This is a genomic window from Mucilaginibacter calamicampi (assembly GCF_042676765.1).
Lineage (GTDB): Bacteria > Bacteroidota > Bacteroidia > Sphingobacteriales > Sphingobacteriaceae > Mucilaginibacter > Mucilaginibacter calamicampi.
Genome location: NZ_JBHTHU010000001.1, coordinates 632358 through 650376 on the forward strand (window position 1 = coordinate 632358; position 18019 = coordinate 650376).

Genomic DNA, 18019 nt, shown 5'->3' on the forward strand with positions numbered 1-18019 from the left:
AAGGCAATAGCATATTAATAATTAATTGTTTGCATTATGACAGAAGTGAACACAAGAAGAAAATTTATTAAGCAAATTGGCTTAGGTACAGCCGGATTGGTTGTTGTGCCGTCGTTATTATCGGCGTTTCCGGCCTCGGCAAAAGGGGTTAACAATCTGCCCCGCAGCACGCCCGAAGCACAGGGTGTATCATCAGAAGCGTTAAGCAAGTTGTTTGACGCTATGGACGCCAGCGAAATTGATTTTCATAGCATTATGGTAATGCGTAACGGCTTTGTAATTGGCGAAGGATGGTGGGCCCCTTACGCTCCGCAATACAAGCATAGCTTATACTCGTTAAGTAAAAGCTTTACTTCATGCGCTGTAGGTCTGGCCATTAACGAAGGGCATTTTACAGTTGAAGATAACGTTACCAAGTTCTTCCCTGAGCTTTTACCTGCGCAGATAAGCCCCAATTTAGCTGCCATGAAGGTTAAGCATTTGCTAACCATGAACACAGGTCATAAAACCGCACCCAACTTAGCCGGCGCTAACTGGGCCAAAACGTTTTTGGATACGCCTGTTGAGTTTGAGCCCGGTACCAATTATGTGTATAATACTTCGGCTACCTACATGTTATCTGCCATTGTAACAAAAACTACCGGTAAAACCGCGTTGGAATTTTTACGGCCGCGCATACTTGAGCCTTTAAAAATTGAAGGAGCCGATTGGGAGGTTAGTCCGCAGGGTATCAATTCCGGCGGGGTAGGCCTGAGGGTGCGTACTGAGGATATAGCAAGTTTTAGTCAGCTTTATTTGAACAAAGGCAAATGGAACGGTAAGCAACTGATACCGGCTTCGTGGGTTGAAGCATCAAGCAAAAGCTACTGGGATTTTAAAACTAATCCGTTTGGTGGTTCGTCGCCTAAGGAAAAGGATGACTGGCAACAGGGTTATGGTTACCAGTTTTGGCGCACCAAACATAACGGTTTCCGCTCTGACGGGCTTTACGGCCAGTTTGGTATTATATTGCCTGATGAAAATTTAGTTGTTGCCATAACCGAAGAAAGCTTTAAAACCCAGCAAACGCTTGATTTTGTTTGGGACATACTTTTACCGGGACTTACAAAAGGTAAACTACCAGCCAACAGCGCGGCGTTAGCAACCTTAAAGGATAAACAGGACGCGTTAAAAGTAGATTTTAAGGCAGGCCAAAATTCCTCTCCTTTAGCCGGGACAGTATCTGGCAAGAAAATAGTTTTAGAGAGCAATACATTAGGCGCAAAGGCGGTAACATTCAACATCGCTAACAATAACTGCGAACTTACCGTGCATTATGACAATGGAGACCGTAAATTAAATTATGGTTTCGGCAAATGGGAGTTAGCTAAAAATGGCAAGGTAATGTACAAGCAACTGCCTTTCCCGGTACCTGGTTTACCTGATGTAAGCACCGAGGTGGCAGGTATGGCTACCTGGAAAGATGCCAATACCCTTTATCTGGCTGACCGCCCGGTTGAAACCGTGAACAGCGATTCGCTCACCGTTACTTTTGATGGCAGCAATGTAAAGCTGGCCCTGCTTAACAGCGTAGTTGAAGCAAGAAAACAAAAAGACCCACGCCCGGAACTAACCGGTAAAATAGCCTGATAAGAATTGAACTTAATTTAAAAAGGGTAAAACAGATACGTTAGTCTGTTTTACCCTTTTTGTTTTTATGTTTATATAGGGCATTTTATCCGGAAATAGCTCAAACAACTAAAAATTTAATTTAAAAATGACTAGGGTTAAATGCGTTTATAATACTCCTGTCAGTATAAACGCGTCTAACCCCCAAAGCACAATATCATACTTATAACGATTTTAACCAATATGTAAATCCAGGCAACAAGATTCGGTTTACCTAACCCGTATTTAACATTATCAAAAATTGGTGTAGCTTGAAAGCTAACCGACTTACAGTCAATATTTTAGTTATGTATTAAAAAATTAGTTACCGATTATTTTTTTAAACTAAAAGTTGTATGTTTGATTTATAACCTACTTTATGACCAGAAAATTTTTGACCCTAACTATCTTATCTTTAGTTACAACCTTTCGGTGTGCTTTGGCCCAGCAACTACCAGACAGTACGGCGTATAACACGGCCTTAGCTTACTATACCAGTTTTTCTGGCGACCAATCTGTAATATTTGATGGCAATGAATATATAGATGTGCGCAGCCACAAAGGCACCGTTTTTTTTATGGATAAAACGGATTGGACAATGTCAACTATAGTTTACGAGGGGAACGCGTACAAAAACATCCCCGTTTTATACGATAGTTTTAATGATGTAGTGGTGGCATTACGCCGGGATAGTCAAACAAAGTACGTTTTACGGCCCGATAAAACCACACACTTTACCATAGGGGGGCACAGTTTTACACGTGTGGCTTCAACCGAATTTAAGAATGCCGGTAAGGATAATTACTATGAAGAACTGTATAACGGCAAAAGCAGCGTGATAGCCAAAAGGAGTAAAGCGCGTAGCGAGAATATAACCATACAAGAGGGTATCAAAATAATATTTGATGATGTAAATGTGGTTTATATAAAAAAAAATAACATCTATAACCCGGTAAAGAGCCGGGGCGACGTGCTGAAATTATTTAAAGATAAGGCCGACGAATTAAACAAATACATTAAATCAGCAGCTGTTAATTTTAAAGAAAACAGCGAGCAGGCCATTGTAAAACTCGCAACCTATTACGACCAACTTTCGCTATGAAATTATTTTATCTCCTTATCGTAAGTTTTTTATTTTTCATAGCGCCATCTTTTGCGCAGGATAGACTGATCACGGTTAACTTTCAACAGGCTGGTATTAAGCAGGTAGTAGCCGATATTGAAAGACAAAGCGATTATTATTTTTATTATGATGCCGCTCAGTTTGACAGCTTGCGCGTAACGCTAACCGCCGAACGTAAACCACTTACCGCCATTTTAGACGAGGCTTTTAAAAATACGGCCTATAAATACACCATTAATTACAGGCAGGTTTTTTTAACCAAAGCCAGGGTTATTGATGCAACCGTGGTTGACCAATATTTTGCCGGAACCGTAAGTAACGCGCCCGTTGCCGCTGCTGTGGCTGGTGCCGGTGCAAATGATCCGGGCCGGGCAAATGATGATACGAAAGAAAAGGCCGTAGATGCTGTATCTGAAAATAAGGTATACGCGATAGGTATCCCTACAAATAGAATTACGCCGGGCAAAGCTACGCTTACAGGTTATTTACGTGATATCAAATCTGGCGAACCGGTTGTTGGGGCAAGTATTTATATACCAGCAACACAACAGGGCGTAGCGACAGATCCATTTGGTTTTTACACGGTAACGCTGCCAAAAGGCGCTAATACAATGCAAATAAAAGGCATGGGTATGCGCGATACTAAACGCCAGTTGATGGTTTATGGAGATGGCAAGCTGAACATTGAAATGCAGGAACAGGTAACTACCTTAAAGGAGGTGAAGATATCTGCAGAAAAAGTAGCTAACGTTCGCAGTACAGAAATGGGCGTTACCCGCCTGGATATTAAAGCTATAAAGCAGGTGCCAACCGTGTTTGGCGAAACAGATGTTTTACGTGTTGTTTTAACATTGCCGGGCGTACAAAGCGTTGGCGAGGCCAGTACCGGATTTAACGTACGGGGCGGCGCGGCCGATCAGAATCTGATCTTGTTTAACGATGCTACTATTTATAACCCGGCCCACTTCTTCGGGTTCTTTTCTGCTTTTGACCCCGACCTGGTTAAAGATGTAGAACTATATAAAAGCACCATCCCCGAAAAATACGGAGGTCGTTTATCATCTGTTTTAGAAGTTAACAATCGCGAAGGTAACCGTAAAAAATATACCGGTGCGGCATCATTAGGTTTACTTACCAGTCGTTTGTATGTAGAAGGACCTATAGATACCAATAAAACATCGTTTATTTTTGGTGGCCGTACTACCTATGCCGATTGGTTATTAAAAAGCCTTAAGCAACCATCATACAAAAACAGCAGCGCATCTTTTTATGATCTGAACTTGGGTATCAACCATACCATCAACGAAAAAAATCAATTATACCTATCTGCATACATAAGCAGTGATGGTTTTAAACTAAACGGTGATACAAGCTACAACTACGGAAACAGGAACCTATCGCTAAAATGGCGACACACCTTCAATAACAAACTATTCGCTGTTTTTAGTGGGGGTTATGATTACTATATGTATGGCATAAAAAGCGATGTAAGCCCTATAAACGGCTATAAATTTGATTTTAATATCCGGCAGCTAAACTTCCGTACGGATTTTAATTATTACCTGAATCCTAAAAACACGCTTAATATTGGCGTTAACAGTATTTTGTACAAACTTAACCCTGGTGCTAATTTGCCATGGGGCGAAAAGTCAATTGTTAAGCCTGATATTGTACCTGCTGAGCAAGCGCTTGAAAGCGCGCTTTACATAGGCGATAAAATGGATCTGACCTCCAATTTATCCGTTAATTTAGGTATGCGTTTCTCTATGTTTAATTACCTGGGCCCGCAAACTGTGAATACTTATGCGCCCGGACTACCAACAACGCAGTATAATGTTACCGGTGCCAATACTTATGGCAGCGGGAGCGTAATAAAAACATACGCCAATCCTGAAATACGGACATCTGTGCGTTACATTATTTCTGATGATTTTTCTGTTAAAGCAAGTTATAATACGCTTAGACAGTACATCCATTTGTTATCAAATACAACTGCCATTTCGCCCACGGATGTTTGGAAGCTTAGCGATCCTAACATAAAACCTCAAAAAGGCAGTCAGGTGTCGCTGGGGCTATACCGCAACTTTAAGTCAAATACGATAGAAACTTCGGTAGAGGCTTATTACAAAACGCTTGATAATTACCTTGATTACCGCAGCGGTGCTAAATTGGTGCTTAACCATAATATTGAAAATGATGTTTTACCGGTTAAAGGAAAATCATACGGTATAGAGTTCTTTTTAAAGAAGACCACAGGTAAATTAAACGGCTGGATAAGCTATACCTACTCGCGCATTTTACTGCAGCAGAACGATAAGAACCTGGGCGAATTAATTAACAACGGCAATTGGTATGCTGCTAATTACGATAAGCCACATGCTGTTAATCTGATAGGTAATTATAGGTTCTCGCACCGTTATAGCATATCTTTCAACGGTGTGTATAGTACGGGCCGGCCAATTACTTTGCCTATAACACGTTTTTACTATGCGGGTTCTGAGCGTATTTTTTATTCTGATCGTAATCAATACCGTATACCCGATTATTTCAGGTTTGACCTTTCGGCAACATTTGAACCTAACCACCGCATTAATCAACGTTTCCACAGTTCGTGGACCGTTGGTATTTACAATTTAACCGGAAGACATAACCCTTATTCAACCTACTATGTATCCGAAGGTGGTAAGGTTAACGGTTATCAGCTTTCAATTTTTGCGTCGGCTATACCTTTTGTTAGTTACAATATTCGTTTTTAATATGAATGCCGGTCAGCCATACAGAACGTTAACATTGCGCGTGCCATTTGTTTTAATGGCGTGTGTATCGTTATATGGTTGTAAAGAGAAATACCTGCCCGAGATTAAAGATGTAAGCCCTAATTACATTGTGATTGACGGATTTATAAATACCGGGAGCGATTCGACGATAATTAAGGTTAGCCGCACTTTTAAATTGGAAAGTAAAGCAGTTGTGGCACCGGAAAGAGGGGCCATAGTTATAGTAGAAGCTGAGGGAGCAGCAAGCTATACGCTGCCTGAGCTATCATCAAAGCCGGGTGTTTATGCTATACCTTCAATAAGCCATGATCAAACAAAAAAGTACAGGTTAAGGGTGCGTACCAAAGATAATAAGGAGTACTTATCTGATTTTGTGGAGAGTAAAGTGTCGCCACCGGTTGAATTGACTTACGATTTTAGGCACGGAAATTTAAATATATGTACTAATACTCAGGATGCCACCGGCAAAAGCCAATATTATAATTATACCTATAATGAAACTTGGCAGTACAGGGCACCACAAGAGTCAGTGATAAAAATTGAGAACAAGCAGCTGGTTTACAGGCATTATCCTCAGGACGATATCTATAACTGTTATCACCATGTACCATCAAGTAAAATTACGCTGGCAACAACAACTACGCTTAAGGAAGATAGGTTGGCTGATAATTTAATTATAGAAATACTTCCAACTTCGCAAAAAGTAAAAATTGAATACAGCGTGCTGGTTAAGCAAACTGTGCTTACCAGGGCGGGTTTCGATTTTTTTGAAACCCTTAAGAAAAACACGGAACAGGTGGGGAGCATATTTGACGCGCAACCTTCGCAAATTTACAGTAATATAAGGTGTATCACCAATGCAGCCGATGTGGTTATCGGATTTATAAGTGCCGGTACGGTTACCGAAAAAAGGATACTATTGGTGGCCAACAATTTTCCTTTTCCTTTTGAAGGACGTCTTTCTGATCAATATTGTGAAGACCACGCAGAAATACTCAATACAAGCCAACATAAGGCTTTACTGTTTGATCCGACGCAGTCAGAATACATACCAATACAAACTTATCGGGATCCATGGCTGCCGCTTCCGAACAATATTATAGCTACTAAGCTTTGGGAATGTGCAGATTGCCGGGTACAGGGTGGGACGAATATTGTTCCTCCGTATTGGATATATTAAACTACTATGAACATGTATAATTTAAAATATAGTAAAAACGTTAAAAAGGGCTTTGGGCTTGTTTTGGCACTATGCGTTTTACTTTATGCTTGCAAAGAAAAATACCTGCCTGCTGTTAAAGATGTAAACGTAAATTACCTGGTAGTTGATGGTTTTATTAATACGGGTGCCGATTCAACCATCTTTAGCATTAGCCGCACGTTTAAATTAGATAATAAGGCAACTGTTGCGCCCGAAAAGGGGGCGATAGTAAACCTTGAAAGCGACGGTGGGTTGAGCTTTGCACTACTGGAACTACCAATTAAACCCGGCACATACGCCATACCTGCACTAAACCTTGATCAAACAAAGAAATACAGATTAAGAATACGCACAAAGGATAACAGAACATATTTATCAGATTTTGTCGAAAGTAAAATATCGCAGCCCATTGACGACGTAAAGTATGACTTTAAAAATGATAATTTAAATGTTTACACCAACACCCACGATGCATCTGGAAAAAGCGTGTATTACCGGTATAGCTATATAGAAACCTGGGACTATCAGTCGGTATTCAGGTCCTATTTAAAAGTAGAAAATCACCAGCTTAAAGAGAGAGATGTTAACATTCCCGGTGATTTTATTTACTACTGCTGGCAAAACAAGCCCTCGAACGAAATTGTATTGGGTGCCACAACTTCATTAAACGAAGACCGGCTTAACGATTTTCGGGTTATCAATATTCCATCAGTTTCGGCCAAAGTAAAAAGCGGTTATAGCGTGCTTATTAAACAGCATGTATTAACCAAAGAAGCTTTTGAGTTTTGGGAGAACATGAAAAAAAATACCGAGCAGGTGGGCAGCGTATTTGATGCCCAACCTTCGCAACTGCGGGGCAATATTCATTCGGTAACAGATAACTCAGAAATTGTGATAGGTTTTATAAGCGCCGGCACTGTCACCCAAAAGCGACTTATGCTTTCGTATTTTCAATTACCGAAAGAGTGGAAAGCGCCGCCTGTTGATAAAACTGAATGCGAGGGAACTAATGTTACCTTTATGTTTGGTACCAGCCAATACCAAAGCGCTATCCTTACCCCTGATAAATCAGCTTTTATACCAGTAGAATATTTTTATGTAGACAGAGTGGGCATTGTTGGTATTGTAGCTAACAGTAATTTTAGATGTGTAGATTGCAGAATACAAGGCGGCACCAATATAAAACCATCCTACTGGATTGAATAGGTATTATGCGGATGAGAAAATTTAAATTTATAATTAGCTTAACAACCGCAGGTTGGATGCTTTTGGCTGTATGTGTTTTTATTAGTGCCTGCAAAGAAAAATACGTCCCGATAATTAACGACATTAATCCTAATTACCTTGTTGTAGATGGATTTATAAACATAGGGGCAGATTCTACAATATTCAAAATTAGCAGGACCTTTAAGCTTGAAAGTAAGGCGGTTGTTACACCCGAAAGAGCAGCCATTGTTGCAGTAGAAAGTGATGCGGGGCAAAGTTATATACTGCCGGAGTTACCTGCAAAACCTGGTACATATGCTGTGCCGGCGTTAAATCTTGATCAATCAAAAAAATACAGATTACGGGTGCGCACAAAGGATAACAGAGAGTATTTGTCAGATTTTGTTGAAAGTAAGGTATCACCCCCGGTTGAGTTAACTTATGACTTCAGACATGATAATCTAAACATATACTCAAACACCCGGGATGTAACAAGTAAAAGCCGTTATTATAATTACACTTATACAGAAACGTGGCAATACAGAACAAAACAACTCTCTGAATGGAAAATTGAAAACCATCAATTGATAAAAAGAATGTTCCCTAAAGACGATATCTTCAATTGCTTCCATTATGCGTCTTCAGGCAGTATTAACATAGCCTCAACAGTTACACTTACCGAGGACCGCCTGGCTGATAATCTGCTTGTGGATATACCATCAACTTCTGAAAAGGTGGGTATTGAGTATAGCATTTTAGTGAAACAGACCGTGCTTACAAAAGATGGATTTGAATTTTACAACACACTGAAAAAAAACACGCAGAATGTGGGTAGTATATTTGACGCGCAGCCTTCGCAGCTTTTCGGCAATATACATTGTACAACTAATCCGGCCGAAGTAATAATAGGTTTTATAAGTGCGGGTACAGTGACAGAAAAACGCATTACACTGGTGGCCAATAGTTTCCCTTTTACCTTTATCGGGCCATTGCCAGACCGATATTGTGATGAGCAGGTAGACACGCTTTATATATCTACCGGTGAGGTTAAACGTTTATTAACAGACCCAACAGAGTCAGAATATATTACACTTTATGAGCTAACAGGGCCGGCTGGTATTTATGCTTACACAGCAACAAAGGAGCGTTTTTGTGTGGACTGCCGGTTGCAGGGTGGAACCACAGCCGTTCCGCCTTTTTGGATACATTAATTATTGTACATGTTAACCTTTAGCCACGGCAAACATATAAAAGCAAAAATCAGCCTGATTATTATGGGTTGTATTGTGCTTTATGCCTGCAAGGAAAGGTTTTTGCCCGAAATAAAAGATAACAATCTTAGTTACCTGGTGGTTGAAGGTTTGATCAATACAGGGGCCGATTCAACAATATATACGTTAAGCCGCACCTTTAAATTAGGTAACAAACCAATTGAAGCCCCCGAAAAAGGGGCCATAGTGCAGGTGGAAAGTGAGGCCGGAGGAACTTATGTGCTACCTGCGCTACCTAAACCCGGAAGATACGGCAGACCCTCATTAGGCCTTGATCCGACAAAAAAATACAGATTAAGAATTAGAACTACGGATAAAAGAGAATACCTGTCTGACTTTGTAGAAAGCAAAACTTCCCAGCCGTTTGAGCTAAAACATGTTGTTGGTGATACAACACTTAATTTTTATTTAACCACGCATGACCCTGCAGGAAAAAGTATTTATTACCGCCACAGTTATATCGAAACATGGGAATATCAGACAGATCTGATCTCTTATTTCAAGATAGTAAATGACAAAAGGGTGCCGAGGGAATTCCCGCAAGATGATATCAGTACATGCTGGCATACATTTCCTTCGCATGAAATTATATTAACATCAACAGCTAATCTTTCAGAGGACAGATTGAATGACAAGCTGATACTTTCTATTGGTAGTACCGAAAAAAAAATAAATATTGAATACAGTATTTTAGTTAAGCAATCTGTTCTAACGCGTGAAGGCTTTGAGTTTTATGAAAGCTTACGAAAAAACACAGAAAGTGTTGGGACGATATTTGATGCCCAACCTTCGCAACTCTTTGGTAATATTAGATCAACAACAAATCCTTCAGAAACAGTTATAGGGTTTATAAGTGCCGGATCGGTAACTGAAAAGCGGTTTATAATTCAACTAAAAGACTTCCCGTCTAATTGGTTTGCGTTAGATGATAAATCGATATGTGAAGAGTCGCTTAGGATGCCCACAGATATACGCCAGCCATTTATAGTTGTTGGAATTACGTCTAGCACCAACTATCTTTATTGTGCAGATTGCATATACTCTGGCGGAAACAGAGTAAGGCCACCTTATTGGAAATAGCATGAGAAAAGGTATATGTATATATATTGTACTCAGTACATCTTTCGCCGCTCTGATGCAACTGCAGGCCTGCAAGGAAAAATATACGCCTGTTACGCAGGATATTAACCCTAATTATTTTGTTGTAGAGGGTTTAATAAACATGGGCGCAGATTCAACTATATTTACATTAAGCCGCACCTTTAAATTAGATAATAAGGCCGTTGTTGCACCGGAAAAAGCCGCTATTGTGCAGGTAGAGAGCGAGGCTGGCAATACTTATGTGCTGCCTGAACTTGTAAAAAGCGGTAACTATGGTCGCCCGTCATTGGGGCTTGATCCAACAAAGAAATACCGTTTACGCATCCGCACAAAGGACAATAAGGAGTATTTATCAGACTTTGTTGAGAGCAAAACATCGCCGCCGGTTAAGTTAACTCATGATTTCAAAAACAATAATTTAAATATTTACTCAACCACGCGTGATGCAAGCGGTAGGAGCCGGTATTATCTTTATAGTTACGTAGAGACCTGGCAGTATACAGCTCAGATCTGGTCGTACTGGAAAGTGGTGAACCATCAGATGGTCAGAAGGGATTTTCCGGCAGATGATGTTTATAATTGTTGGCAGATTGTACCATCTGGTAATATCGTTTTAGCTTCAACGTCAAATTTAACAGACGATAATTTAGCAGACAATTTTATAGCCGATTATCCGTCAAGCTCATCAAAACTGGGCATTAAATTCAGTATCCATGTTAAGCAAACAGTGCTTACTAAGGAAGGCTTTGATTTTTGGCAGGCACTGAGGAAAAACACCCAGCAGATAGGAAGTATATTTGATGCGCAGCCATCGTTATTGTCGGGCAATATCAAGTCTACCGCAAACCTCAATGAAGTAGTAATAGGCTTTGTAAGTGCAGGCACAACCACAAATGACCGGCACACGTTGAGTTATACCGACATGCCCTCCACCTGGGTTAAACCCGCTATTGATTTGACCGGATGCCTGGAAAGTGTAAAAGACCTTATCATTGCAAGAGGAGATGTAAATACCTTTATAACCGGCCCCGCAAAACCGCTTTATTTTCCTATTTATGAAATTCCGGATGGAAAAGGGGGAATAGCGGGTTATACTGCGTCAACCAGAGAAGAATGCGTTGAGTGCCGCGTGCAGGGGGGAGTAAATGTTAAACCCTCTTATTGGTAATTTATCAATGAGGACCGTAGCAACATATAGATATTTACTGACAGGCAGCGGCCTTATACTACTGGTATGCCTTATAATGTACGGTTGCAAAGAAAAATATGCTGCTCCTGTTACAGATGTTAATCCCAACTATTTTGTAGTAGAGGGTTTGATAAACACGGGTTCAGACTCAACTATATTTACGTTAAGCCGCACCTTTAAATTAGATAATAAGGCAGTTGTTGCACCGGAAAAAGCAGCTATTGTGCAGGTAGAAAGTGAGGCCGGTAATGTCTATGTACTACCCGAACTTGTAAAAAGCGGTAGTTACGGTCGTCCGGCATTAGGGCTTGATCAAACAAAAAGATATCGTTTACGCATCCGTACGAAGGATAACAAGGAATATTTGTCAGACTTTGTAGAGAGTAAAACATCGCCTGCTATTGACGATATTAAACTTGAGTTTAGAAACAACATTATGTTTATAAACGCTAATACACATGATCCATCCGGAAAAAGCAGATACTACCGGTATAGCTACATAGAAACCTGGCAACACGATGCCCAGATACAGGCCCTTTTTAAAGTTGAGAATCATCAGATATTACTCCGGAACTTTCCTGAAGAGGATATATATCACTGCTGGACTACTGTGCCGTCCAGCAGCATTATTTTGGGTGCTACCACCGGCCTTACAGAAGATCGTTTGGCTGATAAAAGGTTGATCGGGATCCCGGCTTTATCACCAAAACTAACCGCTGAATACAGTATTTTGGTTAAGCAAAGTGTTTTAACAAAAGAGGCATTTGAATTTTTGGAAGCTATGCAAAAAAATACCGAAAGGGTAGGTGGTATTTTTGATGCTCAACCTTCGCAGCTATTTGGAAATATCCGGTCAGTAACTAACTCATCAGAGGTTGTTATTGGTTTTATTAGTGCGGGCACTTTAACAGAAAAACGTTTCACAGTTACACCGGCCGACCTGCAGGATGGTTACTGGCATCAAAAGGATTCTCTAATTTATTGTTTTGAAGGGGTTGAAAGACTTTTATTTAAGGACGCAAGATTTGGCGACCGCGTTAAAAATGAACTAACCGGCCCCGATAAACCTTATTACATTCCCATTAACGTGTATTGGCCAGCAGGTGCTCCTATGTTAACGGGTTATTATGCAACGTCGTTAACTGAATGTGTAGACTGCCGCATGCAAGGAGGAACCAATAAAAAACCTACGTTTTGGAAGTAATATGATAGTAAAACAGCCCTTTACAAGGCATAATAAATATAAAACCACCTTATTGGTAATAAATATGACAAGAATGAACCCTTACCTTTTATCAAAACGAATGCTTGCATTGGCATTTTTAATTATTGCAGGTATTAGCGCCAATGCGCAAAGTTTAACCGAACTTAAAGCCAATGTTGAGAATTATAAGAAGCAAGTTTTAAAAGAAAAGCTTTATGTGCACGTAAATAAAGATTTTTACCTTACAGGTGAGATACTTTGGTTTAAGGTATACAACGTTGAGGGTGCATCTCACATTCCTCTTGATTTGAGCAAAGTTGCCTATTTAGAATTGTTAGATAGCAAGCACGCGCCTGTGCTGCAAACTAAGGTAACACTGAAGAATGGGCAAGGCGCCGGATCAATTTATCTGCCCGCATCGGTAGGTGCCGGAAATTATGTGCTGCGTGCATATACCGCATGGATGAAAAATTTTGATGCCGATAGCTATTTTGAAAAGGCAATAACGGTTGTCAATCTATCTCAGGAGCCCGAAAAGGCACAATTGGCTGCCGCGGATTTTGATGTTCAGTTTATGCCGGAAGGGGGGAATCTGGTAGAGGGCCTTAATAGTAAAGTGGCAGTTAAAGTGAGCGATAACCGTAGCCGCGGCGTAAATTACAAAGGAGCAATAGTTGACCAGAGCAACGATACAGTGGCTCGGTTTAGCCCGTTGAAAATGGGGATAGGCGCGTTTTCATTCACACCAACCACAGGTAAAACCTATAAAGCGGTTGTAAAAGTTGGCAGTAGGGTAGTAACTAAATCTTTACCTGCAATAAGTGCCGGTGGTTATGTTATGCAAGCCGAAGACAAAGGTGCAAGCTGGGACGTGACCGTTAACAGCAAAAATAACAACCCATCAGAGCATCTATATCTTTTGTTGCACAATAGCGCAAATGTACAGGCAGCAACAGAATTAACGCTGACTAATAATTCGGGACGCTACACTATAGAAAAAAGTAAACTTGCTGATGGTGTTAATCAGCTGACGGTATTCAATGCACAGCGCCAGCCGGTTGCAGAGCGGCTTATCTTTAAGCGCCCGGGTAAACAGCTAAAAATTGATGCCAAAACAGATGCTGCTTCCTATGATAAGCGTCAAAAGGTAAGTCTTGATGTGAGTACGCTTGATGAAACAGCAAAGGCACAGGCATCGTCGCTTTCTGTTTCTGTTTATCGCCTTGACTCTTTACAGCGGGCAGATGAGGCCGGTATTAATAGCTTTGTTTGGTTAAGTGCTGATGTTAAAGGCTTGGTTGAGTCGCCAGATTACTATTTTAAAGACGATAGCAAAGAAACTAATCAGGCCATTGACAATTTGCTGCTGGCACAAGGATGGCGGGCATTTAACTGGACCGAAGCAACATCGGCGAAAAAACCTTCGTTTCAATTCGCGCCGGAATATGACGGGCAATTGGTGAGCGGAACAATTAGTAACCGCACAACGGGGCGTCCGGCACCTAATACATTAACCTATATATCGTTCCCCGGAACAAAGGCGAGGTTATTTTCTGCCCGTTCTGATGCTCAGGGGCGTTTCTTTTTCAACTCAGGCTTTGTATATGGCGCCAACGAGGTTGTTTTGCAAGTAAACCATTTTATAGACAGTACCACCTACAAAATTGACCTGGCAAGCCCTTTTTCTGATAAGTTTTCAACTACCTCATTACCTGCATTTAATGTTTCTCCGGTACAGAAACCATTATTAAGCGAGCATAGCTTAAGCATGCAGGTTCAAAATACCTACCAGTTAGCGGGTATGAGACAGTTTTATTCTACAGATACCGACTCGACATCGTTTTACGGAACACCGGCTAAAAGCTTTGTATTAGACCAATTTACCCGCTTTACAACTATGGAAGAGGTGATGCGCGAGTTCGTTTCGTACATATTTTTAGTAAGGAAGGATAAAAAACTGTATTTGAAAGCGTTTAATCAACGCGGTGTGTTTAACGATGAACCATTAGTTATGGTTGATGGCGTGCCTGTGTTTGACAATAATAAAATTTTTGAGGTAGATCCTTTAAAAGTTAAAAAAGTAGATGTACTACCTGAGCGTGTTTTTAAAGGCGATGCTGTTTTTGAGGGTTTAGTTAACCTTACTACTTACAAAGGAGATATGAACAGCTTTGAGCTAAATCCTAAAGCTGTTTTACTTGATTATGAAGGTTTACAATTACAACGGCAATTTTATTCGCCTGTTTATAACAGCGGCGATGAAAAAGCTTCGCGTTTACCTGATTTTAGAAACGCGCTTTATTGGAACCCCGATCTGAGCACAGCGCAGGATGGAAAAGTAAACACAAGCTATTTTACATCAGACATACCTGGAAAATATATTGGCATATTGCAGGGTATGGGTAACAACGGCCGCAGTGGGTCTGCTTATTTTTCATTCGAGGTTAAATAATAACAGTTATCCAGTAAAGGAATCATTGATATAGGGCCGGATCTAAACTGATTGCTGATCAGTTAGGTCCGGCTTTTTTTTGAATGCAATGTCATAAGCGCGATAACGCTGTTTGTCATTCTGAACGCAGTGAAGAATCTTATAAAATCGACTAGCCAAGCGCTTGGCATAACATGGTTTATAGGATTCTTCACTGCGTTCAGAATGACAAACTTTTTTGTTAAATCAAATAAGGAGAAACAACTTTATGTTTGATACCTTAATGATATAAAAGCATTTATTTCTTTGCGTTTTTTCTAAAGCAGGCTGTTAAACATTAAAAAAATCGTATTTTTATATCGCTCAAAAAAGATACTGTTAACGGCATTCTTTTAAATCTGTGAAAATATGGCTGTTACCTACAATAAGGACCTCGGAACAAAACAAAAAGCACTTGCTGTAAATTTAGACCCGCGCATATATGGCTCGTTTGCTGAAATTGGAGCGGGGCAGGATGTAGCAGCAAATTTTTTTAAAGCTGGGGCCTCTTCAGGTACTATAGCCAAAACAATGTCGGCGTATGATATGGTTGTTTCTGATGCCATATACGGAACCCAGAAAGTACGGCGCTATGTTAGCGAGCCGCGCCTGATGGCGATGCTGGAGCATGAATATGGTTTAATAGTTGAACGGCTTTCGGCACAGCGGGGTGAGAATACTACTTTTTTTGCCTTGTGCGATACCATATCAGCCCTTAACTATCATAAAACCAACGAAGGGCATGGATGGATGGGGCTTAGATTTCAGCTGAAACCCAACGGCCCTTATAATGATGTGGTGTTGCACGTGAAGTTGTTGGATAATGACAACAATATGCAACAGCAGGCAGTGGGTGTTTTGGGTGTGAATTTGCTCTATGCCTGTTTTTATTATCACGAAAATCCACCGCTGTTTCTATTGTCATTGATGGATGATCTTTCAACGGATCGCATCCAGATTGACATGATCCGTTTTGAGGGGCCCGATTTTGAAAAGGTAGATAACCGTTTAATGAGTCTTCACTTAGTTAAATACGGCTTTTCTGATGCAGCTGTGTTTGGTCCCGATGGTGAAAATCAGCAACCATCAGAAGCACTTTATAAAAAGCACGCGGTAGTTATCAGAGGGCGTTTCCGGCCGGTTATCAATGTGCACCTGGATATGCTTAACACAGGTGTAAAGCAGTTTATGCAGGAGGCAGATGTGGATAAAGACAATGTGATGGTGGTTGCCGAACTAACGCTGCAGTCATTAAAGGAGCGGGATGCTGATCCATTGGCAGAAATTGACGAAAAAGATTTTCTTGACCGGGTAGATATACTTTGCTCACTTGGGCAAACGGTAATGATATCCAATTTTCACGAATATTATAAACTGGTGGCTTACCTTTCAAAAATCACCAAGCTTAAGTTAGGTGTTGTGCTGGGTTATCCCAACCTGGAGTATATTTTTGCCGAAGAGCATTATCAGGATCTGCAGGGCGGAATCCTTGAATCATTCGCTACCTTGTTCAGCCGCAAAGTAAAACTGTTTATTTATCCTACTTTACGCGATGGTGTGATATATAATTGTTTAAGATTTAATCCACCGCCGCATCTTATTGATCTGTATCGCTACCTTATTGCCAATAATAAGATTGAGGATATAAGGCATTATAGGGAAAGCAACCTCAATGTACAAACAGACAAGGTGCTGCAAATGATAAAGCAAGGTACAACAGGATGGGAAGAATACGTTCCGGCAGAAGTTGCTACGATGATAAAAGACAGGTGCCTGTTTGGCTTTGCCTGCGAAACTCCGGATAAAGTGGCATCTGCTACAACAATAAGCGGCGAGAATACCGATTAATTAGCCGCTAATTACGCACATAAAGGCAATTTATTTTATTGGCTCATTAGGCCCCGTAGATGGCGGCAATTGTAGTTGCTTTGCAGCTGTTTTAACGCCCCCGGCAGGAACATCAATGCCCGTTGTCCACACAATGGCGTTCAATACAAAGCGCAGATAGTTTTCATTCAGAAAAGCAGAATGATAATCCATGCCACCCCAAAGAATACCGCGCGCGCCTTTTTTCTCGTATGCAGACGCTATGGCAAATGGCTCGTCGACAACTCCCTGATTTGTTTTTTCTGCAAGGCCGCTCAGCAAATCCGTCCGGTAAGGATCTCCGGCATTTACCAGCAGTCTGGAAAATATCTCATCCTTATAGGTAAAAGCCCCAACACCACGCATAATGGGATGTTTCTTTCCGCTTTCCATAGGTGTTACCACCCAATTGCCGGCCGGGTTATGTGTATAACCTTCTAACCGTGCCTGGCCAAACCAATCCATATAATATTGGGATGCTTTTTGATTGCTGGTTGATATTGCCCAGTGCAAAACCATTATGCCCATGCCGTGCTTATGCAGGCTGTCTACCTGTGCAAGGTAATCTAATGTAGCTTTATCGTAAGTTTTTGTGTTACCATTGCTTGGCGGAAAAATAGGGTGGGTGCGCAAGGCCGAACTTGATTCGGCGCTGCTTTCTATAATAAGCGCATCAACACCTTTCAAATCTTCAATATCAAGGGCGCTTCTTTTATAAAGAAACTTGGTAATAATTTTAACACCTTTAACATTGGCTATGCTGTCAATGCAATGCTGTAATACTAATAAGTCGAGCTTGGTTTCGTGTCTGCCGGGTGCTCCGTGATCTTTAGGGCCGGCCAAAAAGTATATGGTTTTAGTTGGTACATTTTGTGAATATGCGCGGTTATGCATTGCACAAAACGATATAACCATACAAAAAACCGAAAGTGTTGTTGTTTTCAATATACCGTTGCTCATATCA

12 protein-coding genes are annotated in these 18019 nt (G+C 40.8%); 11 read left to right on the forward strand and 1 reads right to left on the reverse strand.

Features of this window, described 5'->3' with window-relative positions:
- The first annotated feature begins 36 nt into the window (after positions 1-36).
- The 11 genes from ACFQZS_RS02795 to ACFQZS_RS02845 all read left to right on the forward strand — a co-directional run bounded on the left by ACFQZS_RS02795 (position 37) and on the right by ACFQZS_RS02845 (position 17037).
- Positions 37-1629 carry a serine hydrolase domain-containing protein gene (locus tag ACFQZS_RS02795; RefSeq protein WP_377097087.1) on the forward strand — a complete coding sequence of 531 codons (1593 nt, stop codon included), beginning with the start codon at positions 37-39 and terminating at the stop codon, positions 1627-1629.
- A gap of 397 nt (positions 1630-2026) precedes the next feature.
- Positions 2027-2749, forward strand: coding sequence for a hypothetical protein (locus ACFQZS_RS02800; protein ID WP_377097089.1), 723 nt, complete (start codon positions 2027-2029; stop codon positions 2747-2749).
- Complete coding sequence (locus ACFQZS_RS02805; RefSeq protein WP_377097091.1) at positions 2746-5526, forward strand: TonB-dependent receptor; 2781 nt, start codon at positions 2746-2748, stop codon at positions 5524-5526. Before ACFQZS_RS02800 ends, ACFQZS_RS02805 begins: the two co-directional genes overlap by 4 nt.
- A complete protein-coding gene (locus ACFQZS_RS02810; RefSeq protein ID WP_377097093.1) occupies positions 5501-6727 on the forward strand; it encodes a DUF4249 domain-containing protein in 1227 nt (408 codons plus the stop codon). Before ACFQZS_RS02805 ends, ACFQZS_RS02810 begins: the two co-directional genes overlap by 26 nt.
- A 6-nt stretch (positions 6728-6733) precedes the next feature.
- Positions 6734-7954: a DUF4249 domain-containing protein gene (locus tag ACFQZS_RS02815; protein WP_377097095.1), complete on the forward strand. Its 1221-nt coding sequence runs from the start codon at positions 6734-6736 to the stop codon at positions 7952-7954.
- Positions 7955-7965: 11 nt separating this feature from the next.
- Positions 7966-9165 carry a DUF4249 domain-containing protein gene (locus ACFQZS_RS02820; RefSeq protein ID WP_377097097.1) on the forward strand — a complete coding sequence of 400 codons (1200 nt, stop codon included), beginning with the start codon at positions 7966-7968 and terminating at the stop codon, positions 9163-9165.
- Positions 9166-9174: 9 nt separating this feature from the next.
- Positions 9175-10305, forward strand: a complete 1131-nt coding sequence (locus ACFQZS_RS02825) for a DUF4249 domain-containing protein (protein WP_377097098.1) — start codon at positions 9175-9177, stop codon at positions 10303-10305.
- A 1-nt stretch (position 10306) separates the two neighbouring features.
- Positions 10307-11494: a DUF4249 domain-containing protein gene (locus ACFQZS_RS02830; RefSeq protein WP_377097100.1), complete on the forward strand. Its 1188-nt coding sequence runs from the start codon at positions 10307-10309 to the stop codon at positions 11492-11494.
- Positions 11495-11501: 7 nt separating this feature from the next.
- Complete coding sequence (locus ACFQZS_RS02835) at positions 11502-12719, forward strand: DUF4249 domain-containing protein (RefSeq protein WP_377097102.1); 1218 nt, start codon at positions 11502-11504, stop codon at positions 12717-12719.
- A 64-nt stretch (positions 12720-12783) separates the two neighbouring features.
- Positions 12784-15171, forward strand: coding sequence for a hypothetical protein (locus ACFQZS_RS02840; RefSeq protein WP_377097104.1), 2388 nt, complete (start codon positions 12784-12786; stop codon positions 15169-15171).
- A 387-nt stretch (positions 15172-15558) separates the two neighbouring features.
- Positions 15559-17037 carry a TonB-dependent receptor gene (locus ACFQZS_RS02845; protein WP_377097106.1) on the forward strand — a complete coding sequence of 493 codons (1479 nt, stop codon included), beginning with the start codon at positions 15559-15561 and terminating at the stop codon, positions 17035-17037.
- Between the two features lie 30 nt (positions 17038-17067).
- On the opposite strand, the gene ACFQZS_RS02850 is transcribed toward ACFQZS_RS02845, so the two are convergent.
- Complete coding sequence (locus ACFQZS_RS02850; protein WP_377097108.1) at positions 17068-17949, reverse strand: ThuA domain-containing protein; 882 nt, start codon at positions 17947-17949, stop codon at positions 17068-17070.
- Positions 17950-18019: the final 70 nt, after the last annotated feature.

Coding starts and splice junctions, on each gene's coding strand:
- ACFQZS_RS02795 (WP_377097087.1), top strand. CDS start 37: ATGACAGAAGTGAACACAAGAAGAAAATTTATTAAGCAAATTGGCTTA.
- ACFQZS_RS02815 (WP_377097095.1), top strand. CDS start 6,734: ATGAACATGTATAATTTAAAATATAGTAAAAACGTTAAAAAGGGCTTT.
- ACFQZS_RS02840 (WP_377097104.1), top strand. CDS start 12,784: ATGACAAGAATGAACCCTTACCTTTTATCAAAACGAATGCTTGCATTG.
- ACFQZS_RS02835 (WP_377097102.1), top strand. CDS start 11,502: ATGAGGACCGTAGCAACATATAGATATTTACTGACAGGCAGCGGCCTT.
- ACFQZS_RS02800 (WP_377097089.1), top strand. CDS start 2,027: ATGACCAGAAAATTTTTGACCCTAACTATCTTATCTTTAGTTACAACC.
- ACFQZS_RS02820 (WP_377097097.1), top strand. CDS start 7,966: ATGAGAAAATTTAAATTTATAATTAGCTTAACAACCGCAGGTTGGATG.
- ACFQZS_RS02845 (WP_377097106.1), top strand. CDS start 15,559: ATGGCTGTTACCTACAATAAGGACCTCGGAACAAAACAAAAAGCACTT.
- ACFQZS_RS02850 (WP_377097108.1), bottom strand. CDS start 17,949: ATGCATAACCGCGCATATTCACAAAATGTACCAACTAAAACCATATAC.
- ACFQZS_RS02825 (WP_377097098.1), top strand. CDS start 9,175: ATGTTAACCTTTAGCCACGGCAAACATATAAAAGCAAAAATCAGCCTG.
- ACFQZS_RS02830 (WP_377097100.1), top strand. CDS start 10,307: ATGAGAAAAGGTATATGTATATATATTGTACTCAGTACATCTTTCGCC.
- ACFQZS_RS02805 (WP_377097091.1), top strand. CDS start 2,746: ATGAAATTATTTTATCTCCTTATCGTAAGTTTTTTATTTTTCATAGCG.